Annotated in this window: 15 protein-coding genes; 4 read left to right on the top strand and 11 right to left on the bottom strand. The window is 34.5% G+C overall.

Features of this window, described 5'->3' with window-relative positions:
• Nucleotides 1-88 precede the first annotated feature (88 nt).
• From ACHRVZ_RS17990 to ACHRVZ_RS17940, 11 genes are all read right to left on the bottom strand, one after another.
• Nucleotides 89-655 carry a YceI family protein gene (locus tag ACHRVZ_RS17990; RefSeq protein ID WP_395424274.1) on the bottom strand — a complete coding sequence of 189 codons (567 nt, stop codon included), beginning with the start codon at nucleotides 653-655 and terminating at the stop codon, nucleotides 89-91.
• Nucleotides 656-686: 31 nt separating this feature from the next.
• Entirely contained in the window at nucleotides 687-1,319 is a 633-nt protein-coding gene (locus tag ACHRVZ_RS17985; RefSeq protein WP_395424273.1) for an NAD(P)H-dependent oxidoreductase, read from the bottom strand.
• Between the two features lie 4 nt (nucleotides 1,320-1,323).
• Entirely contained in the window at nucleotides 1,324-1,785 is a 462-nt protein-coding gene (locus ACHRVZ_RS17980) for a MarR family winged helix-turn-helix transcriptional regulator (protein WP_395424272.1), read from the bottom strand.
• Nucleotides 1,786-2,096: 311 nt separating this feature from the next.
• Entirely contained in the window at nucleotides 2,097-2,828 is a 732-nt protein-coding gene (locus tag ACHRVZ_RS17975; protein WP_395424271.1) for an MIP/aquaporin family protein, read from the bottom strand.
• A gap of 22 nt (nucleotides 2,829-2,850) precedes the next feature.
• Nucleotides 2,851-4,347 (bottom strand): glycerol kinase GlpK, encoded by a 1,497-nt coding sequence (gene glpK, locus ACHRVZ_RS17970; protein ID WP_395424270.1) that lies wholly within the window; start codon nucleotides 4,345-4,347, stop codon nucleotides 2,851-2,853.
• Nucleotides 4,348-4,374: 27 nt separating this feature from the next.
• Complete coding sequence (locus ACHRVZ_RS17965; protein ID WP_395424269.1) at nucleotides 4,375-5,952, bottom strand: FAD-dependent oxidoreductase; 1,578 nt, start codon at nucleotides 5,950-5,952, stop codon at nucleotides 4,375-4,377.
• A gap of 184 nt (nucleotides 5,953-6,136) precedes the next feature.
• Entirely contained in the window at nucleotides 6,137-6,658 is a 522-nt protein-coding gene (locus ACHRVZ_RS17960) for a GNAT family N-acetyltransferase (protein ID WP_395424268.1), read from the bottom strand.
• A gap of 109 nt (nucleotides 6,659-6,767) precedes the next feature.
• Nucleotides 6,768-7,541: an alpha/beta hydrolase family protein gene (locus ACHRVZ_RS17955; protein ID WP_395424267.1), complete on the bottom strand. Its 774-nt coding sequence runs from the start codon at nucleotides 7,539-7,541 to the stop codon at nucleotides 6,768-6,770.
• An 82-nt stretch (nucleotides 7,542-7,623) separates the two neighbouring features.
• Complete coding sequence (locus ACHRVZ_RS17950) at nucleotides 7,624-8,103, bottom strand: DUF6691 family protein (RefSeq protein ID WP_395424266.1); 480 nt, start codon at nucleotides 8,101-8,103, stop codon at nucleotides 7,624-7,626.
• 10 nt (nucleotides 8,104-8,113) lie between these two features.
• A complete protein-coding gene (locus ACHRVZ_RS17945; protein WP_395424265.1) occupies nucleotides 8,114-8,677 on the bottom strand; it encodes a YeeE/YedE family protein in 564 nt (187 codons plus the stop codon).
• 96 nt (nucleotides 8,678-8,773) lie between these two features.
• Nucleotides 8,774-10,189, bottom strand: coding sequence for a rhodanese-like domain-containing protein (locus ACHRVZ_RS17940; RefSeq protein WP_395424264.1), 1,416 nt, complete (start codon nucleotides 10,187-10,189; stop codon nucleotides 8,774-8,776).
• Between the two features lie 203 nt (nucleotides 10,190-10,392).
• Here ACHRVZ_RS17940 and ACHRVZ_RS17935 point away from each other — a divergent pair, with 203 nt between their 5' ends.
• The 4 genes from ACHRVZ_RS17935 (at nucleotide 10,393) to ACHRVZ_RS17920 (ending at nucleotide 14,687) form a co-directional block, all read left to right on the top strand.
• Complete coding sequence (locus ACHRVZ_RS17935; protein ID WP_395424263.1) at nucleotides 10,393-10,986, top strand: HD family hydrolase; 594 nt, start codon at nucleotides 10,393-10,395, stop codon at nucleotides 10,984-10,986.
• Nucleotides 10,987-11,237: 251 nt separating this feature from the next.
• Complete coding sequence (locus ACHRVZ_RS17930; RefSeq protein ID WP_395424262.1) at nucleotides 11,238-12,584, top strand: cytochrome ubiquinol oxidase subunit I; 1,347 nt, start codon at nucleotides 11,238-11,240, stop codon at nucleotides 12,582-12,584.
• 2 nt (nucleotides 12,585-12,586) lie between these two features.
• Entirely contained in the window at nucleotides 12,587-13,663 is a 1,077-nt protein-coding gene (gene cydB, locus ACHRVZ_RS17925) for a cytochrome d ubiquinol oxidase subunit II (protein ID WP_395424261.1), read from the top strand.
• A 319-nt stretch (nucleotides 13,664-13,982) separates the two neighbouring features.
• Nucleotides 13,983-14,687, top strand: a complete 705-nt coding sequence (locus ACHRVZ_RS17920) for a DUF1444 family protein (RefSeq protein WP_395424260.1) — start codon at nucleotides 13,983-13,985, stop codon at nucleotides 14,685-14,687.
• Nucleotides 14,688-14,736 lie beyond the last annotated feature (49 nt).

Genomic DNA, 14,736 nt, shown 5'->3' with positions numbered 1-14,736 from the left:
TTGAAAATAAATAAAAAAAAGAAACCCCAATAGTTTTAAACTATTGGGGTTTTTCTTATAATCAAAGAATTAGTAAGTCTTTAAAATATTAGAATTTTAAAGCTACAGTTAATTCGAAATCATCATTGATAGTTTTGTCTCCTAAGTTTTCGAAGAAGTTACCAGAGTTGTATTTGATATCGTATTTAGTTCTGTCAACTTTGAATGCTGTTGTAGCAGTGTTTCCAGCTACAGTAATATCAAAAGTTACTGGTTTAGTAATTCCTTTGATAGTTAAATCAGCAGTTACAGTATAAACGTCAGTTGCTTTAGCACCGATTTTTTTGAATACTAATTTTGCAGTTGGGAATTTGTCAGTTCCAAAGAAATCGTCAGCTTTTAAGTGACCATTCAATTTCCCTTGGTATTCTCCAGTTAAATCAGTTGCAGTTAATGAAGTCATATCAACAGTAAAAGAACCACCAACTAGTTTTTTTCCTTTGAAAACTACAGCTCCATCTTTAAAGTTTACAGTTCCAGAGTGTTCTCCAGTTACTTTTTTACCTACCCATTTGATAGTAGATGCTTTTACGTCGATTTTTTTAGATTGTGCGTTAACTGAGATACTAGCTACTGCTACGAATAATGCTATTGCAATTGTTTTTAAATTTTTCATGTTGTTAAAATTGATTTTAGATTAATAATAATTATATAGTGATAAATAATTCTTCTTGAGATTTTCTAACTTTTTTGTAATGTTGAGCGTCGTCCTCATCATGTCTGTAACCTACAGTTGCTATAACAGCTGCGTTTAAACCTAATTTGTCTAAACCTAAGATTTCATTGAAACTTGCAGGGCTAAAACCTTCCATTGGAGTTGCATCGATTTTTAATTCGGCAGCAGCACTAAGTAAAGTTCCTAAAGCAATATAAGTTTGTTTTGCTGTCCAGATGTCTTTTGCTTCTTGTGATAAATTTGCAATTGTACCTTTCATCATATCACTGAATCCAGCTAAAGCTTCAGTAGGAACACCTCTTGTTTCGCTAATGTTTTTAATATAAGCATCTACAGATTCTGCTCCGGCATTTAAGTCGTTTGCAAAAACAAATAGGTGAGAAGCATCAGTAATTTGAGTTTGTCCCCAAGCAGCTGCTTTTAATTGCTCTCTAATTTCTGGATTTTCTACAAGAATAACCTTAAAAGGTTGTAATCCGTATGAAGAAGCGCTTAGTCTAACAGCTTCTTTTAATGTATTTAAATCTTCAGTAGAGATTTTTTTAGTTGCATCAAATTTTTTAGTTGCATATCTCCAATTTAAATTGTCTAATAATGTGCTCATAATATTAATTTTGTTGAGTTCGGTATTTTTCTAATAATTGATTTAATAATTCTAATTCCTCAGAACTTATATTCTCTGCAAATGTGCGCTCGTGCTCATCTACTTTAGGATCTAATTCTTTTAGTACGTCTAATCCTTTTTGAGTAATTAGAACCTCTATTTTTCGTCTATTGTCAGGACAAACATTTCGTGTGACAAAATCCTTCAATAATAATTTATCTACTAATCGGGTTGTGTTACTTGTTTTAGCAAGCATACGTTCTTGTATCACACACATATTAGCAGGATTTCCTTTTTGCCCTCTTAATATACGTAGTACATTGTATTGTTCTCCGGATAAATCATACGGTTTTATCAACTCGTTGAAATGATCCTGAATCACATTTTGTGTGTACATGATATTCAGAATAACTTTTTTCGCATTATCCATCTTAACTGTACTTTTTATAACCTCTTCAATTGTCATAGTCGTAAGTGTATAATTTGTATATACAAATGTATGTACTTTTTATATTTGTATATACAAACGTTGTGTTAATTTTTCGTTAAATGAAATAATACGCCTTTTACAGTTATATAAACTCTATAGAATTAATGTAAAAATAGTGTAATTTTTATTTTAAAAATGGATATTCTAAAGTTTAATGATTTTTTAAAGATGAAATCCTCTGTGGTTCACATAAGTATTAAATCTGACAGTCCCGAAGCCTCGGGATAAAACCTGTCGGGTTTTTTCTATCGGACGGATATAATTTTAGATTTTAGAAAATAAAAATGTTAATTAAGTGTCAGGTATAAAAATGCCGCTAAGCCAGCTCCAATTATTGGACCTACGATCGGAATCCAGGCATAATCCCAATTGCTGCTCCCTTTTATAGGAAGAATTGCATGCATGATTCTTGGTCCAAGATCTCTGGCGGGATTAATGGCGTAACCTGTCGTGCCTCCCAATGATAAACCAATTGCCCATACGACTATCGCCACAGGAAGTGCGCCAATAGTTCCTAATCCTATTGTTGCATTTGCATCTGTGGCTATTTTTAGGCTGGGTCCGGCAATATAAAAAATGGAAAAGATCAAGACAAAAGTTGCAATTATCTCACTGATAATGTTTGATAAATTATTTTTGATAGCCGGAGATGTTGAGAAACAAGCGAACTTGGCATTTTCATCATCAGTTGCAGCGAAATGGTCTTTGTGAGATAACCATACAAAAAAAGCACCTAACATAGCTCCAATCATTTGAGCCAGTATATAGGTCGGAACTAAGTTCCAATTGAATTTTCCGATTAGAGCCAAAGCAAGTGTAACAGTTGGGTTTAGATGTGCTCCGCTAACTGGTCCCGCAATGGTTACACCAGCAAAAACGGCAAATGCCCAAGCTGTAGTGATAACCATCCAACCCGAATTGTTTCCTTTTGTATTTTTAAGTACAACGTTTGCAACGACGCCATTACCTAATAAAATCATTACCATGGTGCCTAAAATTTCTGCTGTAAATGGAGTCATGTCTTGATGTATTTTAAATGGTTTATTCTTCGATCCAGTCTGATGCGCGTCCAACGGCCTTATTCCAATTTTTAACCAGTTTATTTACTTCTGGTTTTGGCATATTTGGAGAAAATACACGATCTATAGACCATTGTTCTTTCAAATCGTCTAAGCTTGACCAGTATCCTACGGCAAGTCCTGCCAAATATGCGGCACCCAAAGCTGTTGTTTCGAGTGTTTTTGGTCGTGTAACTGTTTTTCCATAAATGTCTGACTGAAATTGCATCAGTAAATTATTGGTTGCAGCACCGCCATCGACTCTTAATTCTTTTCCTTTTCCGCCAAAATCTGCTTCCATAGCTTTTAGCAAATCATTAACCTGATAAGCAATTCCTTCTAAAGTTGCTCGTGCAATATGTGCACTGGTAGTTCCTCTAGTAATTCCAAAAATAGCACCTCTGGCATATTGATCCCAATGCGGAGCTCCTAAACCTGTTAATGCCGGAACAAAATAAACACCACCGTTATCAGGAACACTTGCTGCCAAAGTCTCAATTTCCTCGGATGCGTTAATCATTTTTGCTCCATCTCTTAACCATTGTACAGCCGCGCCTCCAACAAAAACACTGCCTTCTAAAGCATAGGTCGTTTTACCGTTAATTTTCCAGGCTACGGTAGTCAATAAATTGTTCGTTGAACGAATTGGTTTTTCTCCCGTATTCATTAGCACAAAACAGCCTGTTCCGTAAGTATTCTTTATCATTCCCGGAGTTGTACATAACTGACCAAACAGCGCTGCCTGTTGATCTCCTGCAACACCGGCAATAGGAATTTTTGTTGAAAATAGAGTAGTGGAGCTTTCTCCATAAATGGTACTGCTTTCTTTTACTTCAGGAAGCATGGCTCTTGGAATATCAAACAATTCTAATAATTCATCATCCCACTCTAAGGTATTGATATTAAATAATAAAGTTCTGCTGGCATTAGAAACGTCGGTCATGAATAATTTACCTCTTGTTAGTTTCCAAATGAGCCAAGTGTCTACAGTTCCAAAACAAAGTTTTCCTTGTTCCGCTTTTTTTCGTGCTCCGGGAACGTTATCTAAAATCCATTTTACTTTGGTTCCGGAAAAATAGGCATCCAGAATTAATCCAGTTTTTGTCTGAATCATTTCGGCATGTCCTTGTGCTTTTAGTTTGTCACAATATTTTGCTGTTCTGCGATCTTGCCAAACAATAGCATTGTAAATAGGTTCGCTTGTTTCGCGATCCCAGACAATAGTAGTTTCTCGTTGATTGGTTATTCCCATTGCAGCTATTTCACGACCAGAGATTCCCACTTTTGCAATTGCTTCTGCGGCGACACTAATTTGAGAAGACCAGATTTCATTTGGGTTATGTTCGACCCATCCCGGTTTTGGAAAAATTTGCTTAAAAGTTTTTTGCGAGATGCTTACAATTTCTCCTCCATGATTAAAGACTATAGCTCTCGAAGAAGTCGTTCCTTGATCCAGTGCTAAAATTAATTTATCTTGCATGACTTACTATAGTTAAGTTAATAAATTCTATTGAAATTCTTTTAAAAGAAAACCTCTTGCAATTCCGTGGAAGTTTGTAACCTCTCTATGTATCCAGGTTTCGTCATGTCCTAGTTCCTTCGCTAGTAATCGTGCTACTTTTTCAGACGACTGAATTGCAGCTCTGGCATCTAAGAATAGTAACCGAACACGTCTTGCTAAAACGTCGTCAACAGTTCTAGCCATTTCATATCGAATAGCCCAAGCTACTTCGGCCATGATAAATTCGTGATCCGGATGCAGTTTTTCTTTTAACTCAGGTTCGTTTTGTTGTAATTCGAGTATTTTAGGAATATCTGAACCATAGATATACAAATGATTCATTCTGTCTAAAGCTGTAGTGACTTGGTTTCCATGAATGGGAAGATGTTCTGTGTTACAGACTTTTTTAGGTAATTTGCCTACTTTGATAGCTTTATCGATAATATCTTCGGCAATTTTTCTGTAAGTGGTCCATTTTCCTCCGGTAATCGTTATTAAGCCAGTTTCCGAAACTATAATTTTATGACTTCTCGAAACTTCTTTGGTACTTTTTCCTTCTTCTTCAGGAGCTGCCAACGGACGTAAACCAGCAAAAACAGACAGAACGTCGGCTCTCGTAGGTTTTTTAGCTAAAAAGCGTTGAGCAGTTTCCAGAACAAATTCGATTTCACTTTCGAGTGCAATAGGTTCCAGACTGTGTTTTCTAATTAAGGTATCAGTTGTTCCTACTACAATTCTATTGTGCCAAGGCACTGCAAATAAAACCCGTCCATCACTTGTTTTAGGAATCATCAGCGCTTGGTCGCTTGGTAAAAATGATTTATCAAATACAAGATGAATTCCCTGACTCGGAACAATATATTTCTTGTAAACCATATCATTTAGTTTCATAATGGCATTTGTAAAAACTCCGGTCGCATTAATAATTGCGGAGCCTTTTATGTCATACTTGTGACCAGTTTCATGGTCTATTGCTTCAACACCAATAATTTGATTTTTATTGTCTTTTAATAAGTTTACAACTTTAGAATAATTTAAAAGGCAAGCTCCTTTTTCTGCCGCTGTTTGAGCAATATTTATTGCCATACGGGAGTCGTCAAATTGTCCGTCGTGATAAATTACGCCACTTACCAAACCTTTTTCTTCGACGGTGGGAAGCATTTCAATTGTTTTTTTCTTTGAAATATATTTTGAAGCTCCTAAGCTTAAACGTCCCGATAATAAATCATAGATCTTTAATCCGATAGTATAAAAGTAACCGCCCCACCAATTGTAATTTGGGATTACAAAAGATTGATTTTTAACTAGATGGCCTGCGTTTTTTGCCATTAAGCCTCTCTCTTTTAGGGCCTCTCTGACTAAATGAATATCACCTTGCTCCAAATAGCGAACTCCACCGTGAACTAACTTGGTACTTCTGCTCGACGTTCCTTTTGCAAAATCTACAGCTTCAAGCAAGATCGTTTTGTAACCTCTGCTTGCGGCATCAAGTGCAGTTCCAAGACCGCTTGCGCCACCACCAATTATAATTACATCCCACTTTTCAGTGTTTTTTAATTTCGACAATTGCTCTGAGCGTTTCATATGGTATCAGTTTGTTTATTTTTGTAAGATTAGATCTTGCATTATAAACTTAATGAAACTAAACGAATTGGAAGCAAAGTGAATCGATTATTTAGTAGTAATATTTGAAGAGTAAAAGTAAACCCTACAGTTCCGAGGCTTCGGGACTATAGGGTTTGATATAGTAATTTTGACGTTTATATTTTTAAGCTAACTTTTTTTCATACGCTTTTCTGGCTGCGCCTCTAAAAAATACTTCACCACAATAGGTATAATTTAACCTATCCAAAATTTTCAGCATTGGAACATTGTCAAAGTTCGTGTCAACTTTAATACTGTGAATGTTATTTGCAAGAGCCAAATCTTCTATACTTTTAAAAAGTTTTGTGGCAATACCTTTGCCTTTTGCTAATTTGGAAACCGCTACGCGATGTACAACAGTATAATCATCATTAGTAAGCCATTTGCCTTCTATGTTTTCGTAAGCGGGTTCTTTTTCGAACATAATAGCCGCATAAGACAAAATAGATTCGTTTTCTATAAGTACATAAGCATGACCATTTTTCACATCATTTTTTACTGTAAGTTCGTTCGGATATCCGTCTTGCCATTGTGTACTACCGTCCAGACGTCTTTGTTCGATGGCATCTTGTAAGATGCTCCAAATTTGAGGAACTTCGGAAATATCAGCTTTTCTTAAAATTAAATTTTCTGTTATGTTGCTCATTTTTTTAGTATTAAACTATTAAAGGAAAATTAATGAATTTGTTTTTAAAGAAACTATAAATTAAGATGCAGTAAAACTGTCAGGTTAAATTTCTAATTTACGAAAGTTATTATTCGCTTAAATACTTTTCAATGGACGTATTTATTATTTTTCGTTCGTCAATTGTTGCATCATTATCCATGTCACTGTGGTTGATAGGAGTGAATTGAACTGTCATTCCGTATTTTTTTTGTTCTTGTTCAGTTGGTAATACACCTTCGTCTGCAGAATAGTTTTTAGAGCGTAACGTATATACTTTTGGTTGGTTAACTCTTGGAAGAGGCATTCTGCGATTGTCCATCGTTATTATTTTGTAAACCAATTTAGGATATTTAGTAGCAAATAAAGCAGTCATATCGCCTCCATTTGAATGACCAATTAATATTAAATGTTTAAAATCTAATTCAGGTTTTATAATTTTAAACTCATTTAAAACATAAAGAATGTTATCAGTGCCTCTTTCCCAATTTGGTTTTCTTGTAACTTTAAAATCTCCTTCCATTGCCAAAAGATCGTCAGTAGGTAATTCGTGCTGAATACTAATGACAAAATATCCTTTTGAAGCTAAGTTTTCTGTTAAATAAGAATAAATCATATTGTCTCCGCCTTTATTCTCTCCGTATCCATGACTAAAAATGATGATCTGCTGATTATTAATTTTTGAATCTGTTTTTGGGCAAAAAATGGCAATCGGAATTTTACGATTTCTCGATTTGTCAAATAATTCTAAGGTATCAAGCTTAACGGGATACGTATTATTTGCTATTTGAGAATTTGTTTTTTTGCTATTCGAACAACTTATTAATAGTAAACAAATTAAAAATTGAGATAATATTTTGGCCATTTTGGTTTATTTTGTAGAATTATGAAACCCGACAGGTTTTAAAAACCTGTCGGGTTTGATGTGTATGATAACATTAAGAATATTAATGAGGCAGTTTATCTTTAATCAAACCATAAACCCAAGTCCCAAAAATGGCACTTACTAAAGTCACTACAATTACAGTAACCCCAGTTCCAATTTGAGCGAAAAGAGGACCAGGACAAGCTCCGGTAATTGCCCATCCAAAACCAAACATTAATCCGCCATAGATTTGTCCTTTGTTGAAAGTTTTTGGCTGAATTTCTATTTTTTCGCCTTGAAGCGTTTTAATGTTGAATTTTTTAATCAGTTGAACAGATATAAGTCCAACTACAACTGCACTTCCAATTACGCCATACATAAAGAAAGATTGCAGGTGAAACATTTCCTGAATACGAAACCAGCTAATGATTTCGGCTTTTACGAATACGATTCCAAAAAAGATTCCAACAACAAGATATTTTAAGTTGGAGAAACCGGAATCTTTCAATTGACTTCCGTTGATTCCTTCAGTATCCGTATTTTTATTTTCTAAATTACTCATTTTTGAAATTTTAAAGTGAAAGAATATAAGGTAAAATCAAAAGCGACATTACAAAACCGCCAATCATAAAACAGATTGTAGCGACTAACGAAGGCCATTGTAAATTTGAAATTCCCATAATCGCATGACCACTTGTACATCCGCCAGCGTAACGCGTACCAAAACCAACTAAAAATCCACCAACCACAATCATGATAAATCCACGAAGCGTTAATAAACTTTCCCAAGAAAAAAGTTGTGCAGGAACTAATCCAGAATGATCAGTGATTCCGTAAGTGGCTAATTGTGCAGAAAGTTCTGGGGCAATTTCAACCGGATTTGGATTGGCTAAGAAATAAGCTGAGATAACTCCGCCAAGGAAAATTCCGAAAACGAAAAATAAATTCCAGCTTTCTTTTTTCCAATCGTATTTAAAGAATGAAATATTTGCCGGAATACACGCCGCACAAATATGACGAAGTGAAGAACTAATCCCAAAGGATTTATTTCCGATAATTAATAAAATAGGAACGGTTAATCCAATTAATGGACCGGCAACGTACCAAGGCCAAGGTTCTTTTATGATTTCTAACATTTTTTAAGGTTCTAAGTTACTAAGATTCTAAGTTGCTAAGTGAAAAGGTCAAAAAAAATCTTAGAACCTTAGAATCTTAGTAACTCAGCATCTTTATTATTTTAATACTTTACTTTGACAAACAAAATCTGATTTTGGAATATTAGTTTTTGAAATCGCTCCAAAACCACCTTCAATTTCGGTGAAGTTTCTAAAACCACGAGCTTGCAAAATCGAAGACGCGATCATACTTCTGTATCCGGCTGCGCAATGCAAATAAAAATGCTCGTTCGGGTCGATATCTTTTACCCAGTCATTAATAAAAGCCAACGGTTTATTGTAAGCTTCCTCAATATGTTCGGCACTGTATTCTGTTTCTTTACGAATATCGATTACTTTGTCCTCTTTAATATTAAGTTGATTCGCAAACTGTTCAGCCGAAATTCGGTTTACCGTATCGATTTCAAAACCTGAATTTTTCCAAGCTTCAAAACCGCCTTCAAGATGTCCGATAATCGAATCAAAACCTACGCGGCTTAAACGAGTTACCGTTTCTTCTTCAAGACCAGTTTCTGTAACTAATATAATAGGTTGTTTTACGTCGGCAATTAAAGTTCCAACCCACGGTGCGAAATCTCCGTTGATACCTATATTTATAGACTGCGGAATAAATCCTTTATAAAAATCAACATTTTTTCTGGTATCTAAAATCAAAGCTCCGGTTTCTTCGGCTACAGCCTCAAAATCTTCTGCTTTAATTGCCTTCATTCCGTTATGCAAAACCGATTCAAAGCTTTCGTAACCGCCTTTGTTCATCGCCACATTCATACTAAAATAAGCTGGAGGAGGCAATAATCCGTCCGTTACTTCAGTGATAAATTCAGCTTCGGTCATGTTAGCGCGCAAAGCATAATTTGTCGCTTTTTGATTTCCGATAGTCGAAACCGTTTCTTTACTCATGTTTTTTCCGCAAGCGCTTCCTGCACCGTGAGCAGGATAAACAATTACATCATCGGCTAAAGTCATGATCTTATCTCTAAGCGAATGGAATAAAATCCCTGCCAATTGATCTTGTGTCATTCCGGCTGCTTTTTGAGCTAAATCCGGACGGCCAACATCGCCAATAAATAAAGTGTCTCCAGAAAAAATAGCGTGATCTTTTCCGTTTTCATCGATCAATAAATAAGTGGTACTTTCCATGGTGTGACCCGGAGTATGCAATGCTTTAATCGTGATATTTCCAACTTTGAATTCCTGTCCGTCTTTGGCAGAAATACAATCAAATTCGCAAGCTGCATTTGGTCCGTAAACAATTGGAGCTCCAGTTTCTTTACTTAAATCAATATGGCCCGAAACAAAATCAGCGTGAAAATGCGTTTCAAAAATATATTTCAATTTAACGTGATCGCGTTCTAAACGATCTAAATAGGGTTGAATTTCTCTAAGCGGATCAATAATAGCGGCTTCGCCGTTTGAAGTTATATAGTATGCACCTTGCGCAAGGCAGCCGGTGTAAATTTGTTCTATTTTCATGATATAAATTGAAAAATGATGGGTTACAAAGATAACTTTGTTTTCTTTTAAAATAGGTGACTAATGTTACAGAAATTAGGTTTTTGTGTAAAAAAATATAGTTTTTGACATTTGGTTTGATTTAAAGTGGAGCAATTAAGCTTTTACTTATAATTTTGCATATGACGAATGTCATTTTAATAAACATTTAAACTGCTATAGAAATGAATACAGAGGATTTATTGAATCAGATTGCATTTATAAAAGAAATTGATAAGGTCAAATATATTCAGCGAAAAACAAAATTGTTTAATAGTGACCGAAATGAAAATGATGCTGAACACAGTTGGCATTTGGCCTTAATGGTAATCGTTTTGGCAGAACATTCAAATGAGTCAATTGATGTTTTAAAAGTCATAAAAATGGTTTTAATTCATGATATTGTTGAAATTGACGCTGGAGATGTTTTTATTTATGATACGCAGAAAAATCATGATAATACTGATGAAGAGAGGTTGGCCGCGAGTCGCATTTTTGGATTACTGCCAAAAAAACAAGCAGATGAACTAATTTCAATTTGGGAAGAATTCGAAGCTGGTGAAACCAATGAAGCTAAGTTTGCAAAATCAATGGACAGATTAGAGCCTTTATTGCAAAACACGTCTAACGACGGAGGAACCTGGAAAGAATTTGGCGTGGACTATAAAAAGGTCTATGAAAAAAAGAGCGTCATAAAAGAAGGTTCGACAACTTTATGGAATTATGCAGAAGGATTAATAAATGAAAGTGTCGAAAAAGGAATATTGAAGAAAGAATAAAGTTTTAAACACATATAGACATAGTTTAGTTTGCGTTTAAAAGGCGTTTCACTTGTATCAATTCACATAGCTATGTGTGGAAACTAGTTTCTTTTTTAAAATAACAAAACTCTATGTTTCTATGTGTTTAATGTTTTTACCTAATTGTTGAAAAGTTTAACAAATATCAGGCGATAAACTTTTTTTAAAGGCAGTGTTTTCGGGTTTTAATGGGTAAATTTGTTGGACTTCATAAAACAAATACTACGTCTATGGAAGAAATGCTTTTTTATGACCGAATGCAATTCGCCTTCACAATTACTTTTCATTATCTTTTTCCGCAACTTACAATGGGTCTTTCTTTGATCATTGTTTATTTTAAATGGAAATATCTACGAACTAAAAACGAACAATACAATCACGCAACGCATTTCTGGATGAAAATCTTCGCATTGAATTTTGCGATGGGCGTTGTAACCGGAATTCCGATGGAATTTCAGTTTGGAACCAATTGGGCGAAATTCTCTGAGTTAACTGGCGGAATCATAGGTCAGACTTTAGCAATGGAAGGAATGTTTTCCTTTTTCTTAGAATCCTCCTTTTTGGGAATATTTTTGTTTGGAGAAAAAATCCTCGGACATAAATGGCATTTTGTAACCGGACTATTGATTTGTATTGGTTCCTGGGCCAGCGGATATTTAATTATCGCCACACATTCGTGGATGCAAAATCCTGTGGGTTACGAAATTCTTGAAAACGGAAAATTTGTGCTCACGAATTTTAAAGCTTTATTCCTGAATCCGTGGTTATGGCCTTCTTATTTGCACAATCAGGCAGCATCTTTAGTGACGAGTTCATTTGTTGTGGCCGGAATTGGTGCTTTTTATATTTTAAGTAAAAAGAATGTTTCTTTTGGGAGATTGTTCGTTAAAACAGGCGTAATCTTCGGATTGATTTCTTGTGTAATTGTCGCAGTTCCTACGGGTGATTTATTGGCAAAAAATGTAGTGAAATACCAACCCGTGACTTTTGCAGCAATGGAAGGAATTTTTCACACCGAGAAAAAAGGTTCTGAAATTGTTTTAATTGGTCAGCCCGATGTAAAAGACAAAAAACTGGACAATAAAATTGCTGTACCAAATATCCTGAGTTTCTTAACTTACGGAAGCTGGCACCAGGAAATTAAAGGTTTAGATCAATTTGAAGAAGATCTTCATCCAACAAATATTTCAGGTTTGTATTATGCATATCATATTATGGTAGGGCTCGGAACACTTTTTATAGGTTTAATGGGTTTTGCCGTTTTTCAGCTTTTTAGAAAGAAATTGTTCGAAACCAAATGGATTTTATGGTCGTTAATGTTCATGATGCCATTTCCGTACATCGCCAATACAACAGGCTGGTACACGGCAGAATTAGGTAGACAACCTTGGCTGGTTTATAATTTAATGAGAACTTCGGCAGGAGCTTCACCAACAGTTTCATCTGGAAATACGCTGTTTACCTTGCTAGGATTTATAGGATTGTATCTTTTACTAGGAATGTTGTTTTTGCTTTTAGTTGGAAAAATCATCAATAAAGGACCTCATCATGTTGAACTGAACTCAGAAAAAATATAATTATGGAATTTTTTTGGTACGTTGTTTTAATGGGAATTCTGGCCGTTTATATTGTATTAGACGGTTACGATTTTGGCGCAGGAATTATTCATTTATTTTTTGCTAAAAACGAGAAAGATAAAAAAGCAATTACAAGCGCAATTGGCCCGTTTTGGGATGCTAACGAAGTTTGGATAATTGCTGCCGGTGGTGTTTTATTTTTTGCTTTCCCAACTTTATATGCTTCTTCTTTCAGCGGATTTTATTTGCCTTTGATTATGATTTTATGGCTTTTAATTTTCCGTGCAATTGGTTTAGAAATGCGCGGACAAGTGCATCACCCAATGTGGGAAGCCATTTGGGACAAAGCTTTTGGAATCGCGAGTTTACTTTTGGCTCTTTTCTTTGGGATTGCTTTGGGTAATATCGTTCGCGGTGTCAATCTCGGAATGGTAACCAATGGCGTTTCGACCCAAGAAGCACATTATTTCTTTTTGCCTTTATGGAATCCAACTTTTAGCCCGCAAGCAAATGAATTGGGAATTATAGATTGGTTTACGCTCTTTTTAGGAATTGTAAGTGTTGTTGCCTTAACGATTCACGGTGCAAATTGGATTATTTTTAAAACCAATTCGTCCTTGAATACGCAACTTAAAAATGTAGTTTTTAAACTAAATATTGTTTTACTGGTTTTGGTTTTTATATCGCTTCAAATTTGGCATTTTATTGAACCTCAACCGTTTCATAATTTTATAGAAAATCCGATACTTTGGTTTTTTCCATTAATGGCTTTCGTTGGAATTGCTGGATTGTTTAAAGTGCGATCTTTTAAAAAAGACGGGCATGGATTTGTATTTTCGACCTTATTTTTAGTTGGCGGATTTGCCTCAACAGCGGTTTCAATTTTCCCGAATGTTTTACCTTCGACTAATAATGTAAATCCGTCTTTAACGATTTATAATACTGCCGCAGGAGAATATGGTTTAAATGCCGGAATGAGTTGGTTTTTTATCGCTTTGTTTCTGGTAATTATTTATTTAATTGTTCAGTACCGCGTTTTTAGTGGTAAAATGGATGAGGTTGGATATGGTGAACATTAAGGTTTTTTGCCACGACCCGAGCGATAGCGAACAGGCGAAGCAATTCACAAATTTTCACGAATTATTATATAACTAGCCGTTGGTTTCAACCAACGGTTTTTTTGTTTTAAGAAATAGTACTTTAATCAAAATGTTATATATATTTGAAAAAAAACCAAGATAAAAATTTCTATAATTTTCTTGGTTAAAATAAGCAGTCGTTCAAGAAAAAAGAAAGAATTTAATCTATTGAAGATTTATGTTTTTTAAAAAGAAACCAATTTCCGAAACTGAGTTTTCTGGAAAATTTGCTAAGCAATTAATTAAAAAAGTCAAAGGTTTGAAAATTATTTCAATAAATGAGCTTGAGGTTAAAAGTGAATTTAATGAAGGTAAACATCAGCACTTTTTAAATAATGCTTATTCTGAATATATAAATGATCCAAAATTTATTAAAGAGATTATTGAAAAATATGTGAACGGTGCATCTGCAATGTTTTTACCGAAAGAACTTTTAGATGTAGAAAGAATTTTACCTGTAATTAAGGACAGAAGATTTATTGAGAGTTTACAAGAGTTAAATGCTGACTTTGGAGAAAATCATATTTATGAATTTTATAATGAGGAATTGGTTGTTTTTTATGTTGAAGACAGAGAAAATTCAATTCATTATATTGCCAAAGATGATTTAAAAGAAATAAATTTTTCAATTGAAAATTTAAGAGAGAAAGCGCTTGAAAATCTTTCAAATAATTTCGAAATGAAACGTCATGGCGAAAATGGATATTTTATGTTGACAGCCGGAGGAAATTATGAATCAAGTTTAATTTTACTAAATATATGGAATCATGAGAATTTTATGGTAGATGGTAATATTGTTATTGGAATTCCTTCAAGAGACGTACTCTTAATAACAGGAAGTAAAGATTCTTTGAATTTGCATCGTATTTATGATTCGGTACAAGATATAAATGAAACAGGAGATCACATCGTTTCAAATAAAATTTTCGAGTTTATAAATGGAACTTTTGAGGTTTTGAAATAATCAAAATAGATTTAAAATAACTAGCCGTTGGTTTTAACTAACGGTTTTT

Source organism: Flavobacterium sp. FlaQc-57, assembly GCF_044007395.1.
GTDB lineage: Bacteria > Bacteroidota > Bacteroidia > Flavobacteriales > Flavobacteriaceae > Flavobacterium.
Note: the sequence above shows the minus strand (reverse complement) of the source record. Positions and strands in the feature narration are given on the sequence as shown.